At 47.6% G+C, this 17200-nt stretch carries 14 protein-coding genes; 2 read left to right on the top strand and 12 right to left on the bottom strand.

The window, feature by feature from the left end; all coding sequences use genetic code 11:
• Window positions 1-96: 96 nt before the first annotated feature.
• The 3 genes from vceB to vceC are packed head-to-tail and all read right to left on the bottom strand — an operon-like array spanning window position 97 to window position 4297.
• Entirely contained in the window at window positions 97-1632 is a 1536-nt protein-coding gene (vceB, locus tag MKA69_RS10765; RefSeq protein ID WP_305848008.1) for a multidrug efflux MFS transporter permease subunit VceB, read from the bottom strand.
• Window positions 1633-1641: 9 nt separating this feature from the next.
• Window positions 1642-2829 (bottom strand): multidrug efflux MFS transporter adaptor subunit VceA, encoded by a 1188-nt coding sequence (gene vceA / locus MKA69_RS10760; protein WP_305848007.1) that lies wholly within the window; start codon window positions 2827-2829, stop codon window positions 1642-1644.
• A 13-nt stretch (window positions 2830-2842) separates the two neighbouring features.
• The gene (gene vceC / locus MKA69_RS10755) at window positions 2843-4297 is read right to left on the bottom strand and encodes a multidrug efflux MFS transporter outer membrane subunit VceC (RefSeq protein WP_305848006.1); all 1455 of its coding nucleotides are present in this window, start codon (window positions 4295-4297) and stop codon (window positions 2843-2845) included.
• 106 nt (window positions 4298-4403) lie between these two features.
• Here vceC and MKA69_RS10750 point away from each other — a divergent pair, with 106 nt between their 5' ends.
• Window positions 4404-5006: a TetR/AcrR family transcriptional regulator gene (locus MKA69_RS10750; RefSeq protein ID WP_055030818.1), complete on the top strand. Its 603-nt coding sequence runs from the start codon at window positions 4404-4406 to the stop codon at window positions 5004-5006.
• Between the two features lie 55 nt (window positions 5007-5061).
• On the opposite strand, the gene MKA69_RS10745 is transcribed toward MKA69_RS10750, so the two are convergent.
• The 5 genes from MKA69_RS10745 to MKA69_RS10725 all read right to left on the bottom strand — a co-directional run bounded on the left by MKA69_RS10745 (window position 5062) and on the right by MKA69_RS10725 (window position 11737).
• Window positions 5062-6258, bottom strand: coding sequence for a DEAD/DEAH box helicase (locus MKA69_RS10745; protein WP_055034506.1), 1197 nt, complete (start codon window positions 6256-6258; stop codon window positions 5062-5064).
• A 170-nt stretch (window positions 6259-6428) separates the two neighbouring features.
• Window positions 6429-7724 carry a PAS domain-containing methyl-accepting chemotaxis protein gene (locus tag MKA69_RS10740; RefSeq protein ID WP_095468135.1) on the bottom strand — a complete coding sequence of 432 codons (1296 nt, stop codon included), beginning with the start codon at window positions 7722-7724 and terminating at the stop codon, window positions 6429-6431.
• 101 nt (window positions 7725-7825) lie between these two features.
• Window positions 7826-9514 carry a methyl-accepting chemotaxis protein gene (locus MKA69_RS10735; protein WP_305848005.1) on the bottom strand — a complete coding sequence of 563 codons (1689 nt, stop codon included), beginning with the start codon at window positions 9512-9514 and terminating at the stop codon, window positions 7826-7828.
• Between the two features lie 384 nt (window positions 9515-9898).
• Entirely contained in the window at window positions 9899-10213 is a 315-nt protein-coding gene (locus MKA69_RS10730; protein ID WP_000312385.1) for a multidrug efflux SMR transporter, read from the bottom strand.
• A 120-nt stretch (window positions 10214-10333) separates the two neighbouring features.
• On the bottom strand, window positions 10334-11737 hold the full coding sequence (locus MKA69_RS10725) for an MDR family MFS transporter (RefSeq protein ID WP_305848004.1): 1404 nt from the start codon (window positions 11735-11737) through the stop codon (window positions 10334-10336).
• Window positions 11738-11824: 87 nt separating this feature from the next.
• On the opposite strand from MKA69_RS10725, the gene MKA69_RS10720 reads away from it, so the two are divergent.
• Window positions 11825-12760 (top strand): LysR family transcriptional regulator, encoded by a 936-nt coding sequence (locus MKA69_RS10720; RefSeq protein WP_305848003.1) that lies wholly within the window; start codon window positions 11825-11827, stop codon window positions 12758-12760.
• Here MKA69_RS10720 and MKA69_RS10715 read toward each other — a convergent pair.
• From MKA69_RS10715 to MKA69_RS10700, 4 genes are all read right to left on the bottom strand, one after another.
• Window positions 12738-12905, bottom strand: a complete 168-nt coding sequence (locus MKA69_RS10715; RefSeq protein WP_305848002.1) for a DUF2256 domain-containing protein — start codon at window positions 12903-12905, stop codon at window positions 12738-12740. The two genes, MKA69_RS10720 and MKA69_RS10715, sit on opposite strands and share 23 nt — an antisense overlap.
• Window positions 12906-13020: 115 nt before the next feature.
• Window positions 13021-14037, bottom strand: a complete 1017-nt coding sequence (locus MKA69_RS10710) for a lipoate--protein ligase (protein WP_055032757.1) — start codon at window positions 14035-14037, stop codon at window positions 13021-13023.
• Between the two features lie 123 nt (window positions 14038-14160).
• Entirely contained in the window at window positions 14161-15513 is a 1353-nt protein-coding gene (gene yegD / locus MKA69_RS10705) for a molecular chaperone (RefSeq protein WP_305848001.1), read from the bottom strand.
• A 102-nt stretch (window positions 15514-15615) separates the two neighbouring features.
• Window positions 15616-17022, bottom strand: a complete 1407-nt coding sequence (locus MKA69_RS10700; RefSeq protein ID WP_055028491.1) for an amidohydrolase — start codon at window positions 17020-17022, stop codon at window positions 15616-15618.
• Window positions 17023-17200 lie beyond the last annotated feature (178 nt).

Below are 17200 nucleotides of genomic sequence, written 5' to 3'. Positions count from 1 at the left end.
GCCTAGCTGCGATTGCACATGGTTTGTGTATATAGTTTGGGTATATAGCTTGGGTGTAAAAGTCAGCGTATGTTCTGTTCATACGCCAACTGGTATTTAATGAACAGCAGAGGTATCCACCGCTTGCTTGGGTTTTGGCGCAAACCAAATCATGCAGGCTGCAAATACAAAGATCAGTGCAATCACGATAAACAACTGGTTAGTTGCCACCATCACACTCTGATTTTGTAGCATCCAGTCCATCGCTGATCGGCTCTGTTCAGCGCTCATTCCTGAGCTTTGCATGGCCTGCGTAGCAATTCCGGCTTTATCGGTTAATCCGGCTAATTCAGCATGGACATAACGTGTTTCATGTTCCCATGATGTATTGATCATTGAGGTAGCAAAGGCACCAGATAAGGTTCGAATGAAATTCATCAAGCCGGCAGCCGATTCTATTTCATGGGGTTTCACGCTACCTAGGGCAATCGCAGTCAATGGCACAAAGAACAGTGGCATACCGATGCCTTGAAAGAACAAAGGCCAGCTGATTTGCGAGAACGTCATGTCTACCGTGTTAAAACCGCGCATGAAAGTCCATAACCCTAGCCACATTACGCCGAAGAAAACGAACGGCCTCGGATCAAACTTAGACGACAAATTTGCCACAATAGGCGCCAAAAATACCGCTAAGATCCCCATTTTTGCGGTTGCTAGCCCTGAGATAGTCGCGGTGTACCCCATATAGATTTGTAACCACAACGGTGTCAGTACCGAGATACTAAAAAATGCGCCAAAAGCGAGTGACAACGTCACCATGCTCATACTGTAACCGCGATGTCGGAATACCTTTAAATCCACTACCGGATTACGTTCCGTCAACTCCCAAATCAAGAACGCGATAAAGCCAATCACGGCAATCGCTGCCAGCATCACAATACGAGAGGATTCAAACCAATCATGATCTTTACCTTCATCCAACATCAATTGCAGTGCCGCGACCCACACAACCAGTAGCGCCAGCCCCACTTTATCAATTTTCGAATGCTTGGTTTTGGTTTCAAATTTTCTCAGTAACTTCCAGCACAGCAATGCTGCCGCAATCGCAAAAGGCATTTTGATGAAAAAGATGTATGGCCAACTGAGCTGATCACACAGAACTCCCCCTAAAATTGGCCCCATGATCGGCGCGACAAGCGTCGTCATCGACCAAATACCAATCGCAGCATGGCTTTTGTTTTTCGGGAAAATCCGAATCATCAAGGTTTGCGACAGTGGCATTAAAGGCCCGCCGGCAAAGCCGAGAAAGATCCGAAACATCACCAACGTATTCATGCTGTTGGCCAAACCGCAAAGCAGAGAAAAAACACCAAATAATAGGAAACAGGTGACAAAAACCCGAATAGAACCAAACCGTGAGGCTAACCAACCAGTAAGAGGCACTGAAATCGCTTCTGCAACGGCGTAAGAGGTGATGACATAAGTCCCTTGACTGGTTGATGTACCTAAGCTCCCAGCAATACTTGAAACCGATACGTTAGCGATGGTCGTATCCAAAATTGCGAGAAAATTCGCCATTGCCAGACATAAGGCACCGAAAAACAGTGCCCATCCTGATAAGGGTTGAATCTCATTGTCAGTGTTATGACTCATGAATTCACCTTAGCCTTGCGTTGAAGCTTTTGCGGCACGGTACTGGGCTAAGGTTTGCGGATCTGTATTACCCGCGGTATCTACTGTTGCCACCATAGAAAGTCCAACTTGCAATGGGTAGGCTTGCAGATCTTTGGGGTCCAACTCGATACGGATCGGTAGACGCTGTACCACTTTAATCCAGTTACCTGTCGCATTTTGCGCAGGGATCATGGAAAACGCAGAACCCGTACCACCAGAAAAACCAACAACCACACCATGATAGGTCACTTCATCACCATACAGATCGGCTGTTAATGTCACCGGTTGCCCGACTTTCACGTTACGCAGTTCCACTTCTTTAAAGTTCGCATCGACATAAATTTGAGTCGTCGGCACTACGGTCATCAATGGCATACCCACTTGTACTCGACGCCCTACTTGCACTTGACGCTTAGCAACCACACCACTGATCGGCGCACGAATAACCGTTCGTTCGAGATCGATTTTCGCTTGTTCATAACGCGCTTTCGCCAGTAAGACTTCAGGGTTACTGTCTACAGTCGTATTATCGGTCAACGCAGCATTGGCTTTTTGTGATCCGATAGTCGATAGTTTGGTCGCCTGAGCTTGAGCCATAGCGGCTTTTGCGGCGTTAAAGTTCGCTTGAGCCTGTGCAAACCCTGTTTTGGCATTCGTCAGCTCTTCACCAGACACGGATCCCGAACGCACTAAATCTTCCCGACGAGATAAATCGATTTTGGCGCGCTCAAAATCCGCTTGTGCGGCTTTAAATTGCGCTTTCACGCGCTGTTCATTGGCTTCTTGGGCTTCTACCATCGCGGTCAACCCTTCATCATTTGCTAGATAGCTACGCACACGGCGTTCTGCGAGAGCCAAATCCGCTTCAGCTTGGAGCAAAGCCAATCGCGCATCAGTATCATCCAACTGCACAAGTACATCACCTTGTTTGACATACTCGGTGTCCACCACATTCACTTGCGCGATAATCCCGCCCACAGCTGGCGTGACTTCGGCGATTTCTGCTGCCGCATAAGCATTGTCGGTTGAAATGTAGCGTGACCCGATAAAGTGCCAATAGAGTGCATAGCTCCCCCCTGCAACCACAATTGCGGCCGCTAATCCGAGAAACCCTTTTTTACGCGACTGAGCTGCGCGTTCACCATCAAACTCGGTGTCAGTATTATTTGAATTCATTGAAGATAACCCATTAAGATTCTGTTGTTTCAAAACCGCCGCCTAGCGCATGGATCAGCGCCAAATCTAGGCTGAAAGCGCGTGATTGCAAATTGACTAACGCTCTTTGGTTGCTGAGTAAGGATTCTTCAGCCACCAAAACATCCAGATACGTGGCTAAGCCACCTTCATAGCGGTTTGTCGCAATATGCAATGCTTGCTCAGCTTGCTGAACGGCTTGTTGTGTTTTGTTAATTCGTGCTTGTAAAGCTTGGCTACTCGTCACCACATCTGCCACTTCATGCAAAGCTTGCACTAACGTGCCATTGTATTGAGCGACCGCTTCTTGATAGCGTGCTTCAGCAGAAGTCAGTTGCCCTTCTAAACGCCCTCCAGTAAACAGCGGCAAGTAGATCGCCGGACCAATCGCACCAGCGTTATTGCCACTATCAAACAGATGATCCAGACCAAATGCTTGATAACCAATAAACGCGGATAAGGTAACGTCTGGGTAAAACTGTGCTTGAGCAATGCCCACCTGTTGTGATGCAGCCTCAGCACGCCAACGTGCTGCAGTAATATCCGCACGATGTCCCAATAACCCAACGCCCGCTTCAGAGGGCAAACCATAACGATGAGTTAATTGGATACGGGGTTCAGTAATCATGAGCGCACGATCAGGACCTTGCCCCACTAAAGCGGCCAAAGCATTTTTCTGTAACTGAATAGATTCATTAATTCCAAGCCATTCGGCTTCCACACTCGCCGCAATCGCTTTCGCTTGGCTTACTGAGCCTAGCGTTTCTAAACCATTGGCATAGCGTTTGTCTAAAAGCTCAACGGTTTTGTTACGCACTTCCAATGCGGCATGTACTGTGTGTTGATTGGCATAAAGACGAGCCAGCTCTGCATACGCATTGGCAATCGATGTGCTGATCATCAAACGTGCTGCCACACTTTCCGCCTCAGCTGCCGCTAATTCAGAAGTTGCTACCGTCACGGCTGCGCGGTTCTTTCCCCAGAAGTCAAAGTCATACTGAAAATTTAGGGTCAAAGTACCGTAGTCATTCCATCCATCCGGCGGCGTGGCTGATTGATAACGTTCGCTGACTTTACTTTCCGTGGCCGAGGCTGCCAGCCCGAGATCAAATGATCGAGCCGCTCCGGCTTGACGAGCTAACCCTTGCGCTCCTTTCAGCCGAGCCATCACGACCTCTAATGAGGGCGAGTGCTGCAACGCCTCCTCGATCAGTTGGTTTAATTGTTCATCTTGATAGCGTTGCCACCAATTTGCTGATGGCCAGTCCATTTCAGCTTGGTGAGAAAAAGTGTTGGTCGAGCTAAGCTCATTGGCTTCTCGCATCACCGCCAGATCATTGTGATGTTCAGGCACTGAACACCCCGTTAAAACTAAGGCGCTAAGCAGAGAAATGGCAAAATAAGGTGCGGCTTTATGCAGCAAACCTACCGATTGAACGCTATTTTTCACATTTGAAAACCTTATAACTAAACCGTACCGTACAGTTATACTCTTGACAGAAGGAAATCGTCAAGAGAAACTTATCCACAATTTCTAACTGGAAATAGACGATTTTATGCGGGTAAAAAGCGAAGAAAAAAGGCAAGCAATTTTAGAAATTGCAAAAGATTCCTTTACACAACAAGGCTTTGAACAAACTTCTATGTCACATATTGCAAAGACATTGGGGGGGTCAAAAGCGACGCTATACAACTATTTTAGTTCGAAAGAAGAGATATTTGCTGCCGTCATGCAGTCGTCAGCAACAGAGCAAATAGCCCTTTCTTTCCTCTCTTTGGATCAAAATCGAGAGGTAAAACCCGCCCTATTAGAATTTGGTTACAATTTTTTGAACTCGGTTTTAACACCAGAAGTGATGGCGATTTATCGCATGGCGATTCACGAAGCTGACCGTTCTGAAATTGGTCGACATTATTATGAAAATGGCCCTAAACGGGGTTGGACGCGCTTAAGCCGCTATATAGCGTGCCAAATTGAGTGTGGTTCACTCAAAGAGTGTGATCCTTGGGTCGCCGCAATGCATTTCAAAGCCTTACTTTCAGCGCAATATTTTGAGCCCTTCTCATTAGGTGCGATTGACAAGCCGACACCGAGTGAACTCAAGGCAACGACTCAGCGGGCGGTGGACGCATTTTTGTGCCTCTACGCGCCAAACTGATCGTAAAAACAAGACATAAAAAAGCCGGGATTCTCCCGGCCTTTTTGATCGCTCTTTATTGTTCTTGCGTTACACGCTTATGCTTTGGCACATAGTTCAGAATCGAAATCGGCACTGGTTTTTTAGGTTCAAAACCTTCCACGACACGGCGTTCAATCAAATGCCCTAAGCGGCTTTCAATCATGCACAAGTTTTTAAAGTTATCTTTCGACACAAACGAAATGGCTTCACCAACCGCATCCGCACGTCCGGTTCGGCCAATTCGGTGGACATATTCATCGGCAGGGAAAGGTAAATCGTAGTTAACCACACGAGAAAGTTGCTCAATATCAATGCCGCGCGCCGCAACACCGGTTGCAACCAAGTATTTGATTTTTCCTGCTTTAAAGTCCTCAAGCAATTGTGCACGAATCGCTTGGCTACGGCCGCTGTGAAATGCTTCCGCTTGAATCCCGCGCTTTTCTAGCTGTGTAACCAGTTTGGCTGCACCATGCTTAGTTTCGATAAAAATCAGCGCCTGATCCCACTGCTGTTCAGTGATTAAATGACTTAGCAACGCCGATTTGGTGTCTTTATCCACAGTGATCAACCACTGGCTGATGTTGCTTTTTGATGCCTGGTTGGCCGCAATAGTAATTTCATAAGGATCATTGACTGCCGTTTTCGCCAGTTCACGCACTTTACGTGACAGTGTCGCGGAAAACAGTAAGAACTGCACTTCATTCGGCAAGCAATCAATAATTTTATTGATGGATTCAATAAAGCCCATATCCAACATGCGATCGGCTTCATCCAGTACCACCATTTCGATTTCTTCGAAATAGACAGCGCGTTGCCCATAGAGATCCATCAAACGTCCTGGTGTTGCCACCAACACATCGACGCCATCAATCAAGCGTTGCTTTTGCGCTTGTTCATCCACACCACCAAATACGGCTAGGCCTTTTAACCCTGTGGCTTTACCGTACTGCTCCACTTTTTCTGCTACCTGCATCGCGAGTTCTCGCGTTGGCACAAGAATCAATGCGCGAACACGCTTTTTCCGCTGTGTCTGTCCTTGGCGCAGTTTTTCGAGGATCGGCAGAACAAAGCTAGCGGTTTTTCCGGTACCGGTTTGCGCGGCCGCAATAACATCGCGCCCTTGTAAAATAACAGGGATAGCTTGAGTTTGGATTTGAGTTGGAGTTTGGTAACCAAGTTGCGCCACAGTGTGAGTGAGAACGTCACTTAAACCAAGTTGAGAAAAAGGCATGAATTTACTCGAAATAGGTAATCTTAATGGCTGAACCGAATCTTGGCTCACCCGAAAAAACAAGGGTTGGATTCTACCACCAACCCAGAACAGACTGCGGAATTTTTTCACTCCACCGTCTAATTTAACGCCAATGGGCTAACATCGCCGACATCCCCAAAAGCCTTGGATTAATCGGCAATCTCACTGACGGTTTTTTGCACATTTTCAGCCGCATTTTGGATTTGTTCAATCAAACCCTGCGTTTGCAGCAGCATGTCGTTGAACTCTGTCACTTTCGCTTGGATTTGTTCCATCGTTTCACTGGACTGTGCCGTCAGCTCACTGTTACGTTTCACAATATTATCGATTTCACTGGTGGCTTGACTGGTGTTGGATGCCAAACTGCGCACTTCATCAGCCACCACCGCGAAACCACGCCCATACTCACCCGCGCGCGCGGCCTCAATCGCCGCATTTAACGCTAACAAGTTGGTTTGCTCAGCAATTTTATTAATGGTGGTAACAATTTGAGCAATTCGTTGTGATTGAGAGGACAGATCCGTCATCAGCGAATTAGCACCAACAATCGATTCTTTGATGCCACCTGCGATTGTCGCTGCCTCATCAATCATAGTGCGCCCTGACTCGGCCAAATTCACGGTTTCGGCTGACGTTTGTTGAGCCATTTGTGAAGCATCTTTGGTTGCTCTCGCTTTCAATACTTGTTCGGTCACATCTGATGCAAATTTAACAACTTGAGTCACGACACCGTCACTAAAGGTTGGGTTATAGGTTGCCTCTAGCCAAATATCTCTTCCGTGGCCGGTTTTGCGGTGAAAAAGCCCTGATTTAAATTCGCCTTTGGCAAGATCGCGCCAAAAGTTGGGGTTCTCTTGATAAAATGCATCATCACAAAACATGCGGTGATGTTTACCTACGATCTCTTCTAACCGATAGCCCATTACTCTCAAGAAATTATCATTGGCATCTTTGACATAGCCATCAGGGGTGAAGCGAATGACTGCCGAAGAGAGATCCAACGCCGAAAATATTGCCGCTTGTTTATCTGAACGGTTTTTTTGTTTCGTAACATCGTAAGCCACTTTCGTCACTTTATAGACTTTTCCGCTACTGTTGCGAACGGGCATATAAATCGCTTCAATCCAAATGTCTGAACCATCTTTTTTGATACGGTGGAAGGTTTTACGCTGCGCTTGCCCATGCGCCAAACTCTTCCAAAAATGCGCGTATTCTGGACCTTTGAGTGCCTCAGGATCACAAAACATGCGGTGATGTTGCCCGATCAACTCTTCTTTGTTGTAGCCCATCGTATTTAAGAACAGAGAATTCACGTCTAAAATTTTACCTTGCGGATCAAACTCAATGTAAGCCATGTTATTTTTCAAGGCTAAAACGACATCCCCATCTTGGCTCTGTTGTGAATCGACTTCCGGTGTCACCGCTTTTTTTTTCCAGAAAAACATATTGGCTTCCTATCACTCAAACCCCGCTCAAAACAGCGGGCTGCGCATTTTGTGATTTAATTGTTATGAATAACAAGCAATTTCCAGTATAGACAACTTTTTTATGAGATCACAAAGCGCCCCATCAACAATCTCAACGCTTGAGCTTGTTGCGCTAAATCTTCACTCGCCTGAGCCGTTTCTTGTGCGCTGAGTAGCACCGTTTCTCCGGCATCACGGATATCAATCATATTATGGCTAATCTCATCTGCCGCGACAGATTGCTCCTCACTCGCGGCCGCAACTTGAGTATTCGCCGAAGTCAGTTCTTGCAAAGCTTGATTGATGGAGTCTAATTGTTTGCGAGCTTCAGAGATGGAAGCAAAGCTGTCTTCTATTTGCTGATCGTTTGAATCAATCATTTTCGTTGCGCTTTGTGCTCGCTCCACCAACGTTTGAATCAATCCTTTAATTTCATGTGTGGCTTGTTGGCTACGGGAAGCTAACGCTCGCACCTCGTCAGCCACAACGGCAAAGCCACGCCCTTGTTCACCAGCACGCGCCGCTTCAATCGCCGCATTTAATGCCAGTAAATTAGTCTGCTCAGAAATGCCCTCAACGACTAAGACAAAGCTTTCAATCTGCCGAGTACTTGCCTCTAACTCGACAATCATTTGTTGTGATTGTTGGGCGTTTGCCACCAGTTGGCTTGAAACCGCTTCCGTTTGCGCCAGAACGCTGCAACTTTGACGAGCATTTTCTTGAGCTCGTGCTGTCGAGGCGGAAGACTCCTCTGCACTGCTGGCAACCTCAGTGATCGTGATTGCCATTTGCGCCATCGCACTGCTCACTTGCTCAGTATTCGCTTGCTGCCGTTGCACTGAGTGCTTGTTGCCTTCCGCCACAGAAGCCAGTTCTGTCACGGTTGACGCGATTGTATTGGCACGATCGATGACTTCCCCCACCATATGGCTGAGTGATTCCGCAGTCGTATTCATACTGGTAATCAGCTGCCCCACTTCATCCCCCGTCGTTACCTTGGCTCGCTTACTGAAGTTGCCAGAGGCCATTTCAGTTGCCAGTTTACGGGCGCGAGCAATCGAGACAACAATTTGCTTACTAAAAGAAAAACCTACGACCAAGCCAAACAAAACCGAAAATGCGCTTAAGTAAATCATTCCCCATAGCGCTTCACGTTCTTCTTGCTCTGTCACTAAGACAGATTGCTCAGTTGCTTGCTCGATTTTACGCAGAACATCGATTAAATGTTGATCTAAGCTGATTTGTAAATGTTCAATCTGCTCGGCATCGGCGACTAATAATTTAACATCTCGGCCAGAGCGAAGTTCATTCAGCAAGTTGTTGAGCTTTCTTTCAAAGACTTCATGTTCACGACCTAATGAGTCAAGATCTTTTTCCAGATCAGTGAGATAGCTTCGTATTGAAGGGGAAATCGCATGCTCTATAGAGGACTCAAGTAGTTGGCGAGATTGGTTAAATTCTTGCTTGAATTTATTAACAAGATCATTGAGCTGTATTTGATACTGATTTTGCTGCTTACCTTGACTACTTTCGATACCTGCTGCGCGGAAGACTCGTTCAAGAGTGATTGCACCTTCGAGTTGATGTACGGTCATATCCGTCATCAATTTTGCCAAAGGTAAGTTATCGTGAGCTATTGCCTCGATCTCAACCGCTACTCGTTTCATCTTAGTAAGAGAATAAGCGGAAACCATTAACGTTAGAGCAAGTAAGCACCCAACCAGAGCGATCATTTTTTGGGTAATGGATAAGTTTTTAAACCACTTCATAACAGCGCGCCTCACGTTCCTTGTTACATGCCATAAAATATGGCTCCCCAAATGTCTCAACCTACTCGTCATCAAAGCCTTCAAGTAGATAGACAAACCCGCTAGCCAACGCGTGGTGGTGATCACTTAGTACAAAATCGACGTTTTGTTTGTTTCTAATTTGAGTATTTTCTTAATTAGTCTAGGTTATGAAATTGCAAACCGTTGAAACAGATGCTTATAAGAGACACATAGTTTTGTTTTTATTGAGAAAAAATAATTTACTTCTTTAGTCTAATCTGTGCGTCTATTTATCCTGCTAAATCCTTTGCCGAAAATTGAGTTGTTCTAAAGCCATTCACCAGAGCCGATTAAGCATAACGGCTCTGGCTTTCGGTGATAATGTTAGGCACTCATTTTTAGCCCAGCAATCCCTGCGATAATCAAAAGTAAACTGATTAACTTAACCACGGTTAAGGCTTCACCAAATAAGAAAGCGGCGGCGAGTGCCGTACCAACAGCACCAATCCCTACCCACATTCCATAAGCCACACCTAATGGCAGAGTGCGCAAGGCAACACCCAGTAACACAAAGCTGATGATCAACGCAGACAAGGTAGCGACAGAAGCCAGTGGCTTACTAAAGCCTTCACTGTATTTCAGACCAATCGCCCAAGCGATTTCACAAATACCGGCGAGAAAGAGGATTAACCACGCCATATATATACCTCATATATGGGGTCGTCCCCGAAAAGAAATGGAGTGGTGAGGTCGTCCTCACTTCCTGATGTGAAGCGTATCCTACCTAAGTAAGATACGCTTGGCTATCTTGGTCGATAATTATTCTGCCTTCAATGCATCACGGCGTAAACGCCATGCAGTGATCAACATAGCAAGCAGACCTAACAAGCTCATCCCCAAATACACCAGACTAAATCCCTGAGCGAGAACGTCTGAAGTGATCGATGCGGCTTGGCTGCCGTGTTCGCTCACTGTCACAGTTTGTGGAACGCGCAAGTAAAACAGTGCCGAACAAAATGCCACACCCAATGCACCGCCGAGTTCACGGCCAAAGTTAAACAGTGACATCCCAATGCCACGATCACGCGCAGGCAGTACGCTTTGCACCACGACACCAAGCGCAGGCAAAGTAAAACCTAAACCTAGACCAGCAACCCCAAGCGATAAGTGCACCCAAAGATCATAATGTATTTGCCACATCGCCAAAGCAGACAGCAGAAAACCGCCCACCACCAGAGCTTTGTATCGCCCTGAGCGAGCAACCCACTTGCCACCGAGATACGCGCCAGTCGTGATACTGAACATAAAGATCACCATGGCGGAACCACTTTGTGAGGGCGAAAGCCCCTTTTGCCATTGCAGTTGAAGTGGCATATACACCAGCAGTGCAAACATCAGCATCTGCGCAATCATAATCAAACTAATCGCGGTTAAATAACCGGGCAAACGTGCCAGTCGCGCAGGTAAAATCGGGTCACTGACCTGTCTCTCCACCAAGATCAACAACCCCAAACAGAGCAAAAGAGCAAAGGCTCCCCACCCCGAAGGAAGAAAGGTATGTGACGAGAGTTGAAGTAAAAGCAAAGTGGTGAAGACCATGAGTAGCCCAGCCCCCAACCAATCAAAACGGCTTTGGCGTTTTTGATTAAGGTGTTTGAGATGACGATTCACCATATACAGTGCCACCAAACCCAGTGGCAAGTTAATGCCAAACACCCAGCGCCAACTTAAATGATCGGCAAAATAGCCTCCGAGCAAAGGGCCTGCAATGCTAGAAACCGCATAGACCGCGGAAATGTAACCTTGATATTTCCCAACCTCACGAGCCGGGATGGAATCGGCAATCACGGTAAAAGCCAGCGCAATCAACCCGCCGCCACCAATACCTTGAATCACGCGCGCGCCAATCAACGTGGGCAAATCATAAGCAAACGTACAGAGCGCCGACCCCACAATGAAAATTCCAATGCTGATGTTCAGCATACGTACTCGCCCAAACAGATCGCTGAGTTTGCCATACACGGGTAATACGGCCGTAGCGGCAAGCAAATAAGCCGTAATGACCCACGTTAAGGCACTCCCTGCGGAGAGATCTTGTCCTATCAGGGCAAGTGGTGTGGTGACGATGCTTTTTTCAAGTGAGCCAAGGGCAATCACTAACGCCACGCTAGCAAAAATGATGCGTGGGTTAGCGGCAGGTAAAGGGTGTGGATCGGAATACATGGGTTCTCTTTGTGGTCGATTATCGTCGCGAAATAGGACTTTGTGGCACAAGATAACCAAATCACAACCATCCTAAAATAGGATAGAATGGGACGCAAAATTGCAAAAATGGGATTAAGCATGAAACTCGATGATCTGGCGCTTTTTTTGACCGTCGTTCGCTGTGGTAGTTTTGCCTTAGCGGCCAAACAGAAATCGATGTCCACCAGCACACTTAGCCGACGTATTCAGCAACTTGAACAAGACACTGGCAGCATTTTACTGATCCGCAACAGTAAAGAACTGGTGCTGACCAAAGAAGGGGAACAACTGTTCCACACTTATGCAGAGCTCTTTGCCGAAATCGAGCGTAAACAAGATCAAGTCGAGCAAGCTAAACGTGATTACCGCGGTGAAATTGCCATTAGTGCCCCCGTGTTACCGCTACGTCATCAACTCACGCCTTTAGCGTTAGAATTTTCTGAGCAGCATCCTAACGTCACTTTGCGTATGCAAGTCAGCTCGGGGCTAGATTATTTCACGCAGCGGGATTTGGATATCGCACTGCGCTTTGGCCCACAACCAGAATCAGATTGGGTTGCCCGCAAACTGGCGCGTAACCCCTCAGTGTTGTGTGCCAGCCCAACGTTTGCCGCCACACTCTCACTCTCTCATCCACAACAGCTCACCCACTCCCCATTGCTTAGCCTCAACCACAAGCTACCGTGGATTTTCCAACATCGACACAGTGAGCAGAAAATGCAATTTGTACCTGCAGCACGCCTATGCTCTGATGAACTGGACACCATAGTACAAGCGACCTTACAAGGCATGGGAATTGCCCGCCTACCAAGAGGCTTGATGGCCCCCTTATTGAATGAGGGAAAATTGGTCGAGTTACTCCCCGAATGGGATATTGAAGGGGCGGATGTGTATTTACTCCATCCGCAGCGAAAATTCTTGCCAGAACGTACCCAAGCCCTGATCGATTACATCATCAATCATTGGTCGCGAGTCGCTTTCAGCTATTGGCATAAGCCTTAGTCAGCCCTGAACGGTTACGCCGACAACGCTCCGAGCAGTATGTCACCTCTGCCCAACAGCGTTGCCATTTTTTGCGCCAAACAAACGAGCGCAAACAGACAGGGCAAATTTTGTGCACCAAGTGAGCCTTTTTGTGCGAAGCCACGTTTCACCTTGAATAGCCGTTACCCATTAAAGAGATACGTAACTTTAGCGGCACTGGCTCACCGCCTTAGCTTGCAGCTGCGAATTTTTCTTCGCTAAAGAGGCCGTTCGCTGACTTAATCAATCTGCCCGAGAAACCAGCGCTGAAAATCCTCAAGCTGCGTCTGATATTGCGGCAGTTCATTTATCATGTCGGCAAGGCAAGGTGCTACGGCAGTTTTATTGTAAGCAAGACCATTCAAACGCTGTGCCAGCTGTTCCATCGGATATGGGTCAAGCATATCGCTAAAGAGGGTCGCCTGCATGATTGTGCCGCGCTCAACGTCAAGATACACATCCACACCACCCCAAGTAAAACGTTCATCCATGTTATGAGTAAACGGTGGCGTCTGGCCAAAGTTCCAATCCCAACTGCTTTGCAATGCGAATTTCTGCTCAAAACCCGGTAAATCCAGAAATGATTGCGGTGAGATAAATTCTGGCTCAACTTCTTGTTGGTAGTGCTCACAGTAAGCCTGCATGATCGCCTCGCACACTTGTTGGTGTTCAATATCGGCCTTGACGGTATTGAGATTGATAACCCGTGATTTCACCGAGGTAATGCCTTTAGCTTGTAGCTTTTTGAGATCAGGGTTTAGGTAATCAGCCAGACGATTGAGATCAGCACTGAGCAACAGCGTGCCATGATGAAAACCGCGATCCAGTGTTTCACGATAAGCCGAACCGGAAAATTTACGAATACCCTGCTCATCTTCCAAAACCAGATCGTTGCGACCATTTGCGACACCGTTAATACCCAGCTTTTTCAATCCGGCTAGCACAATCTGCGTTGAGATTGCTTTATCGTATTCCGGCTTACCGGCCATAAAGGTGAAGTTGGTATTGCCCAAATCATGGAACACTGCTCCGCCCCCCGTCTGACGACGAGCGAGTTTTACGTTGTCCTGCTCCATACGATCGGTTTTGCACTCGCGCCACGGGTTCTGCGCACGACCAATCACTACGGTATCGGCGTTACGCCACAAAAACAGCACTCGTTGGTCGGCAGGCATCGAACGAAAGATGGTGTCTTCAACCGCGAGGTTAAACCACGGGTCAGTAGAGTCGGAGATCAGAATGCGGGTTTGGATCATGGTCATTTTGTGCCAAACAGAAAGGAAGATACGGCTATGTTACGCAATTCTGCGCCGATCGCCAAACACCTTGGTACACTCATGACCCGTGTGAAAAAGCCTTCCGAAGAAGGCTTCATAAGATTATCGAAAACAAACCTGCGCCCAGCGTGCAAGCCCCGCCGTGACTGAACCAAAGTAGTTACCACTGACCACTGGTACATTCGGCAGTGCCTGCTCAACACCAGCACGTAAAATCGGTGAACGTGCACTACCGCCGGTCATAAAGATCACATCCGGCGTCACGCCACCCAAGGTGACGGCTTCCGTAACCAGTTCAATCATCTTGGTTTTTGGCACGTCAATCGCTTCAATCATGGCTTCACGTTGAATGTCGACTTCTAGCAGCTCAGATAGCACTTTGATTTGCGCAGTCACCTGCGCCACATCCGATAGCGCAATTTTCGCTTCTTCGGCTTTTTTCACCAAGCTGTAGCCCAAGGTATCGTGGTACACCGCGAGCAAACGTGCCAGCTTTTCTGGTTCACGCGCTTCTTTGTGCAGACGTTTTAAATCCACCAGATTTTCACGCGAGAAGAATTTCACCTGCGCGCTAACATCGTTAATCGCAATCGGGTTCCAGAATTGAGTGATCGGCATGTCTAGCCCGCTGAGCATTTGACTGCCAAAACCAAAGGGTGCCATCAACTGTTTAAAGGCAAGGTGGATATCAAGATCGTTACCACCCACTCGTTGACCGGTATGCGCGATGAGGCTTTGCGTACGATCCGCTTTACCCCGCCAAGATGGTCCCATTTGAATAAGCGAGCAGTCCGTGGTACCACCGCCGATATCCACCACCAACACGGTTTTGTCTTCAGTCAGTGTCGCTTCATACTCAAGCCCTGCGGCTACCGGTTCAAACTGGAACTCTAGGTGACGAAACCCAGCACGAGTGGCTGCGCGGCGCAGAATATTTTCCGCCTGACGGTTAGAGTCTTCCCCACCCCGGCCGTGGAAGTTGACCGGACGACCAATCACCGCCTCATTAATCACTGCGTTGGAGCGAGCTTCCGCTTGGGCTTTGATATTGGCCATCATGGCGCACACCAGATCTTCAAAAAAGCTCAGTTGAATGTCGTGCAATCCCATCGCCCCTAGAAAGGATTTTGGCGATTTGACGTAATACACTTCATGCGGATCGGACAGATAGAGATCGAGCGCCGCCTGACCAAACACCACATCATCAAACTGTAAGTCGATGCCTTCATCGCGGTTTGCGGCTACCGAGCGACGCAGCAATTGCTCGCCCAGTGCATCAGCCGGTGAAATCTGGCGGTGACGAAACAGATGCTCAGGCACCGAATCACGAGTCGGCGCCGCCAATGTGGAAGGAATATAAAGGCTGTCACGCTCAAGAGGGATCAGCACTGGATTATCGTCCTGCATACTGGCCACCGAACAGTTAGCCGTGCCGTAATCAAACCCGATGAACATTTGCGTACTCCTACTCTTGAACGAAAAAAGGCCGGCGATACTACCGCAAGCCTTTTCTTATCTCTAGCAGAAATTGTTATTTTTTATTCAGCTTTCACGCCGTTAACGAATCTCTTCGCCTGAATCGAGCACGCTCTTACGAACGATGTCGGTGAACGCGAGCGCTTCCTTGCGGATTTGCTCTTCATTGACGGTGTTGATGGCACGATCTTGCATCACCAGTTTGCCATCAATCACGGCATGGCGAACATTGCCACTGTTTGCCGAGTAAACCAATGCCGAATAAGGGTTGTAAATCGGCACCATGTTCGGTGCTTTGGTATCAATCACTATGATATCCGCGAGTTTGCCCACTTCTAGAGAGCCGATTTTGTCTTCCATGTGCAGCGCTCTGGCGGCGCCCATGGTTGCCATATCAATCACTTTTAGCGGTGGCATCGCAGCGCGATCGTGATTGACCAGTTTATGCACTTTTGCCACTTGGTTGAATTCATCAATCGTGCTCAGCGTGTTGCCCGACATCGGGCCATCCGTACCTAAACCGATACGCACATTCTGATCGTACATTTTCAGGGCTGGCGACACGCCTTTGGCTGACTTGGTGTTGGCACTCATGTTATGCGCCACACCCATGTCTGATTTTTTCACCAGTTCGATGTCTTTATCATCGATCAAAATCATATGTGCGCCGACTAAGTTTGCGTTCAAAGCACCGATATCATGCATGTACTGTACAGGCGACAAGCCATTCGAACGCTCGGCAATTTTCTCTTGCTCACGGTCAGATTCCGCGAGATGGATCAGCACTGGCACTTGCTTCTCTAAAGAGAGCTTGGCGATTTTTTGCAAGGTTTCTGTGGTATTGGTGTATGGCGCGTGCGGAGCAAACGCAGGGGTAATGCGCGGGTGATTTTTATATTGCTCGATAAAGTTCAGTGCGTACTGAATACCTTCATCGGCATTTTTTGCATCCGCTACCGGAAATTGAATCACGCTTTGGCCTAATACCGCGCGCATCCCAATTTGATCCACGGTTTTCGCCACTTCATCTTCGAAATAATACATGTCGGCATAAGTGGTCACGCCGCCTTTGAGCATCTCCACGTTACCTAAGTTCGCGCCAATGCGTACCATATCGCGCGACACCAATTTCGATTCTAGCGGGAAGATGTAACGATGCAGACGATCGGGTACATCATCACCTAAAGAGCGAAACACCGTCATCGAAACGTGTGTATGGGTATTGATAAGCCCCGGCATCACGATGTCGCCATCGACGTCCAGCACCTGTTTAGCTTGATATTGCTTGGCTAACTCAGCATCACCCACCGCAATGATTTTGTTCTCTTTCACCACAACGGTACCGTTTTGGTATACCGTTTTGTCGCCATTCATGGTCAACACCATAGCATCGGTGATCATCAGATCAGCGGAGGTTTTGGCGTAGCTCATTGGCGACAGCAAACCAACACCAACAATAGCAGCAGCAATTAAATTACGTTTTAGCATGATTTATTCTCGAAACAGGAGTCAGGTTGCGCGCGATAGTAAGAGAATAAAAATGAAATGCAAACGTTTGCTTTAATATTTACAGACTTATGTGATCTTGGCACGCTGATGTAAATAAACCAGATCACAAACCAACAATGGCAGAATAAATACTGCCAATTCATTGAGTTGAAAAATG

Origin of the sequence: Vibrio sp. AH4, from assembly GCF_030710545.1 — a bacterium.
Classification (GTDB): domain Bacteria; phylum Pseudomonadota; class Gammaproteobacteria; order Enterobacterales; family Vibrionaceae; genus Vibrio; species Vibrio metoecus.
The sequence above is the reverse complement of the archived record's forward strand: the minus strand, read 5'-3'. Positions and strand labels throughout refer to the sequence as shown.

What these genes read in the sequence shown, in the direction of transcription:
- MKA69_RS10740 (WP_095468135.1), bottom strand. Translation starts at nt 7,724, where the DNA reads ATGTTTTTCTGGAAAAAAAAAGCGGTGACACCGGAAGTCGATTCACAA.
- MKA69_RS10735 (WP_305848005.1), bottom strand. Translation starts at nt 9,514, where the DNA reads ATGAAGTGGTTTAAAAACTTATCCATTACCCAAAAAATGATCGCTCTG.
- yegD (WP_305848001.1), bottom strand. Translation starts at nt 15,513, where the DNA reads ATGTTCATCGGGTTTGATTACGGCACGGCTAACTGTTCGGTGGCCAGT.
- vceB (WP_305848008.1), bottom strand. Translation starts at nt 1,632, where the DNA reads ATGAGTCATAACACTGACAATGAGATTCAACCCTTATCAGGATGGGCA.
- MKA69_RS10730 (WP_000312385.1), bottom strand. Translation starts at nt 10,213, where the DNA reads ATGGCGTGGTTAATCCTCTTTCTCGCCGGTATTTGTGAAATCGCTTGG.
- vceA (WP_305848007.1), bottom strand. Translation starts at nt 2,829, where the DNA reads ATGAATTCAAATAATACTGACACCGAGTTTGATGGTGAACGCGCAGCT.
- MKA69_RS10750 (WP_055030818.1), top strand. Translation starts at nt 4,404, where the DNA reads ATGCGGGTAAAAAGCGAAGAAAAAAGGCAAGCAATTTTAGAAATTGCA.
- MKA69_RS10700 (WP_055028491.1), bottom strand. Translation starts at nt 17,022, where the DNA reads ATGCTAAAACGTAATTTAATTGCTGCTGCTATTGTTGGTGTTGGTTTG.
- MKA69_RS10745 (WP_055034506.1), bottom strand. Translation starts at nt 6,258, where the DNA reads ATGCCTTTTTCTCAACTTGGTTTAAGTGACGTTCTCACTCACACTGTG.
- MKA69_RS10725 (WP_305848004.1), bottom strand. Translation starts at nt 11,737, where the DNA reads ATGTATTCCGATCCACACCCTTTACCTGCCGCTAACCCACGCATCATT.
- MKA69_RS10720 (WP_305848003.1), top strand. Translation starts at nt 11,825, where the DNA reads ATGGGACGCAAAATTGCAAAAATGGGATTAAGCATGAAACTCGATGAT.
- MKA69_RS10710 (WP_055032757.1), bottom strand. Translation starts at nt 14,037, where the DNA reads ATGATCCAAACCCGCATTCTGATCTCCGACTCTACTGACCCGTGGTTT.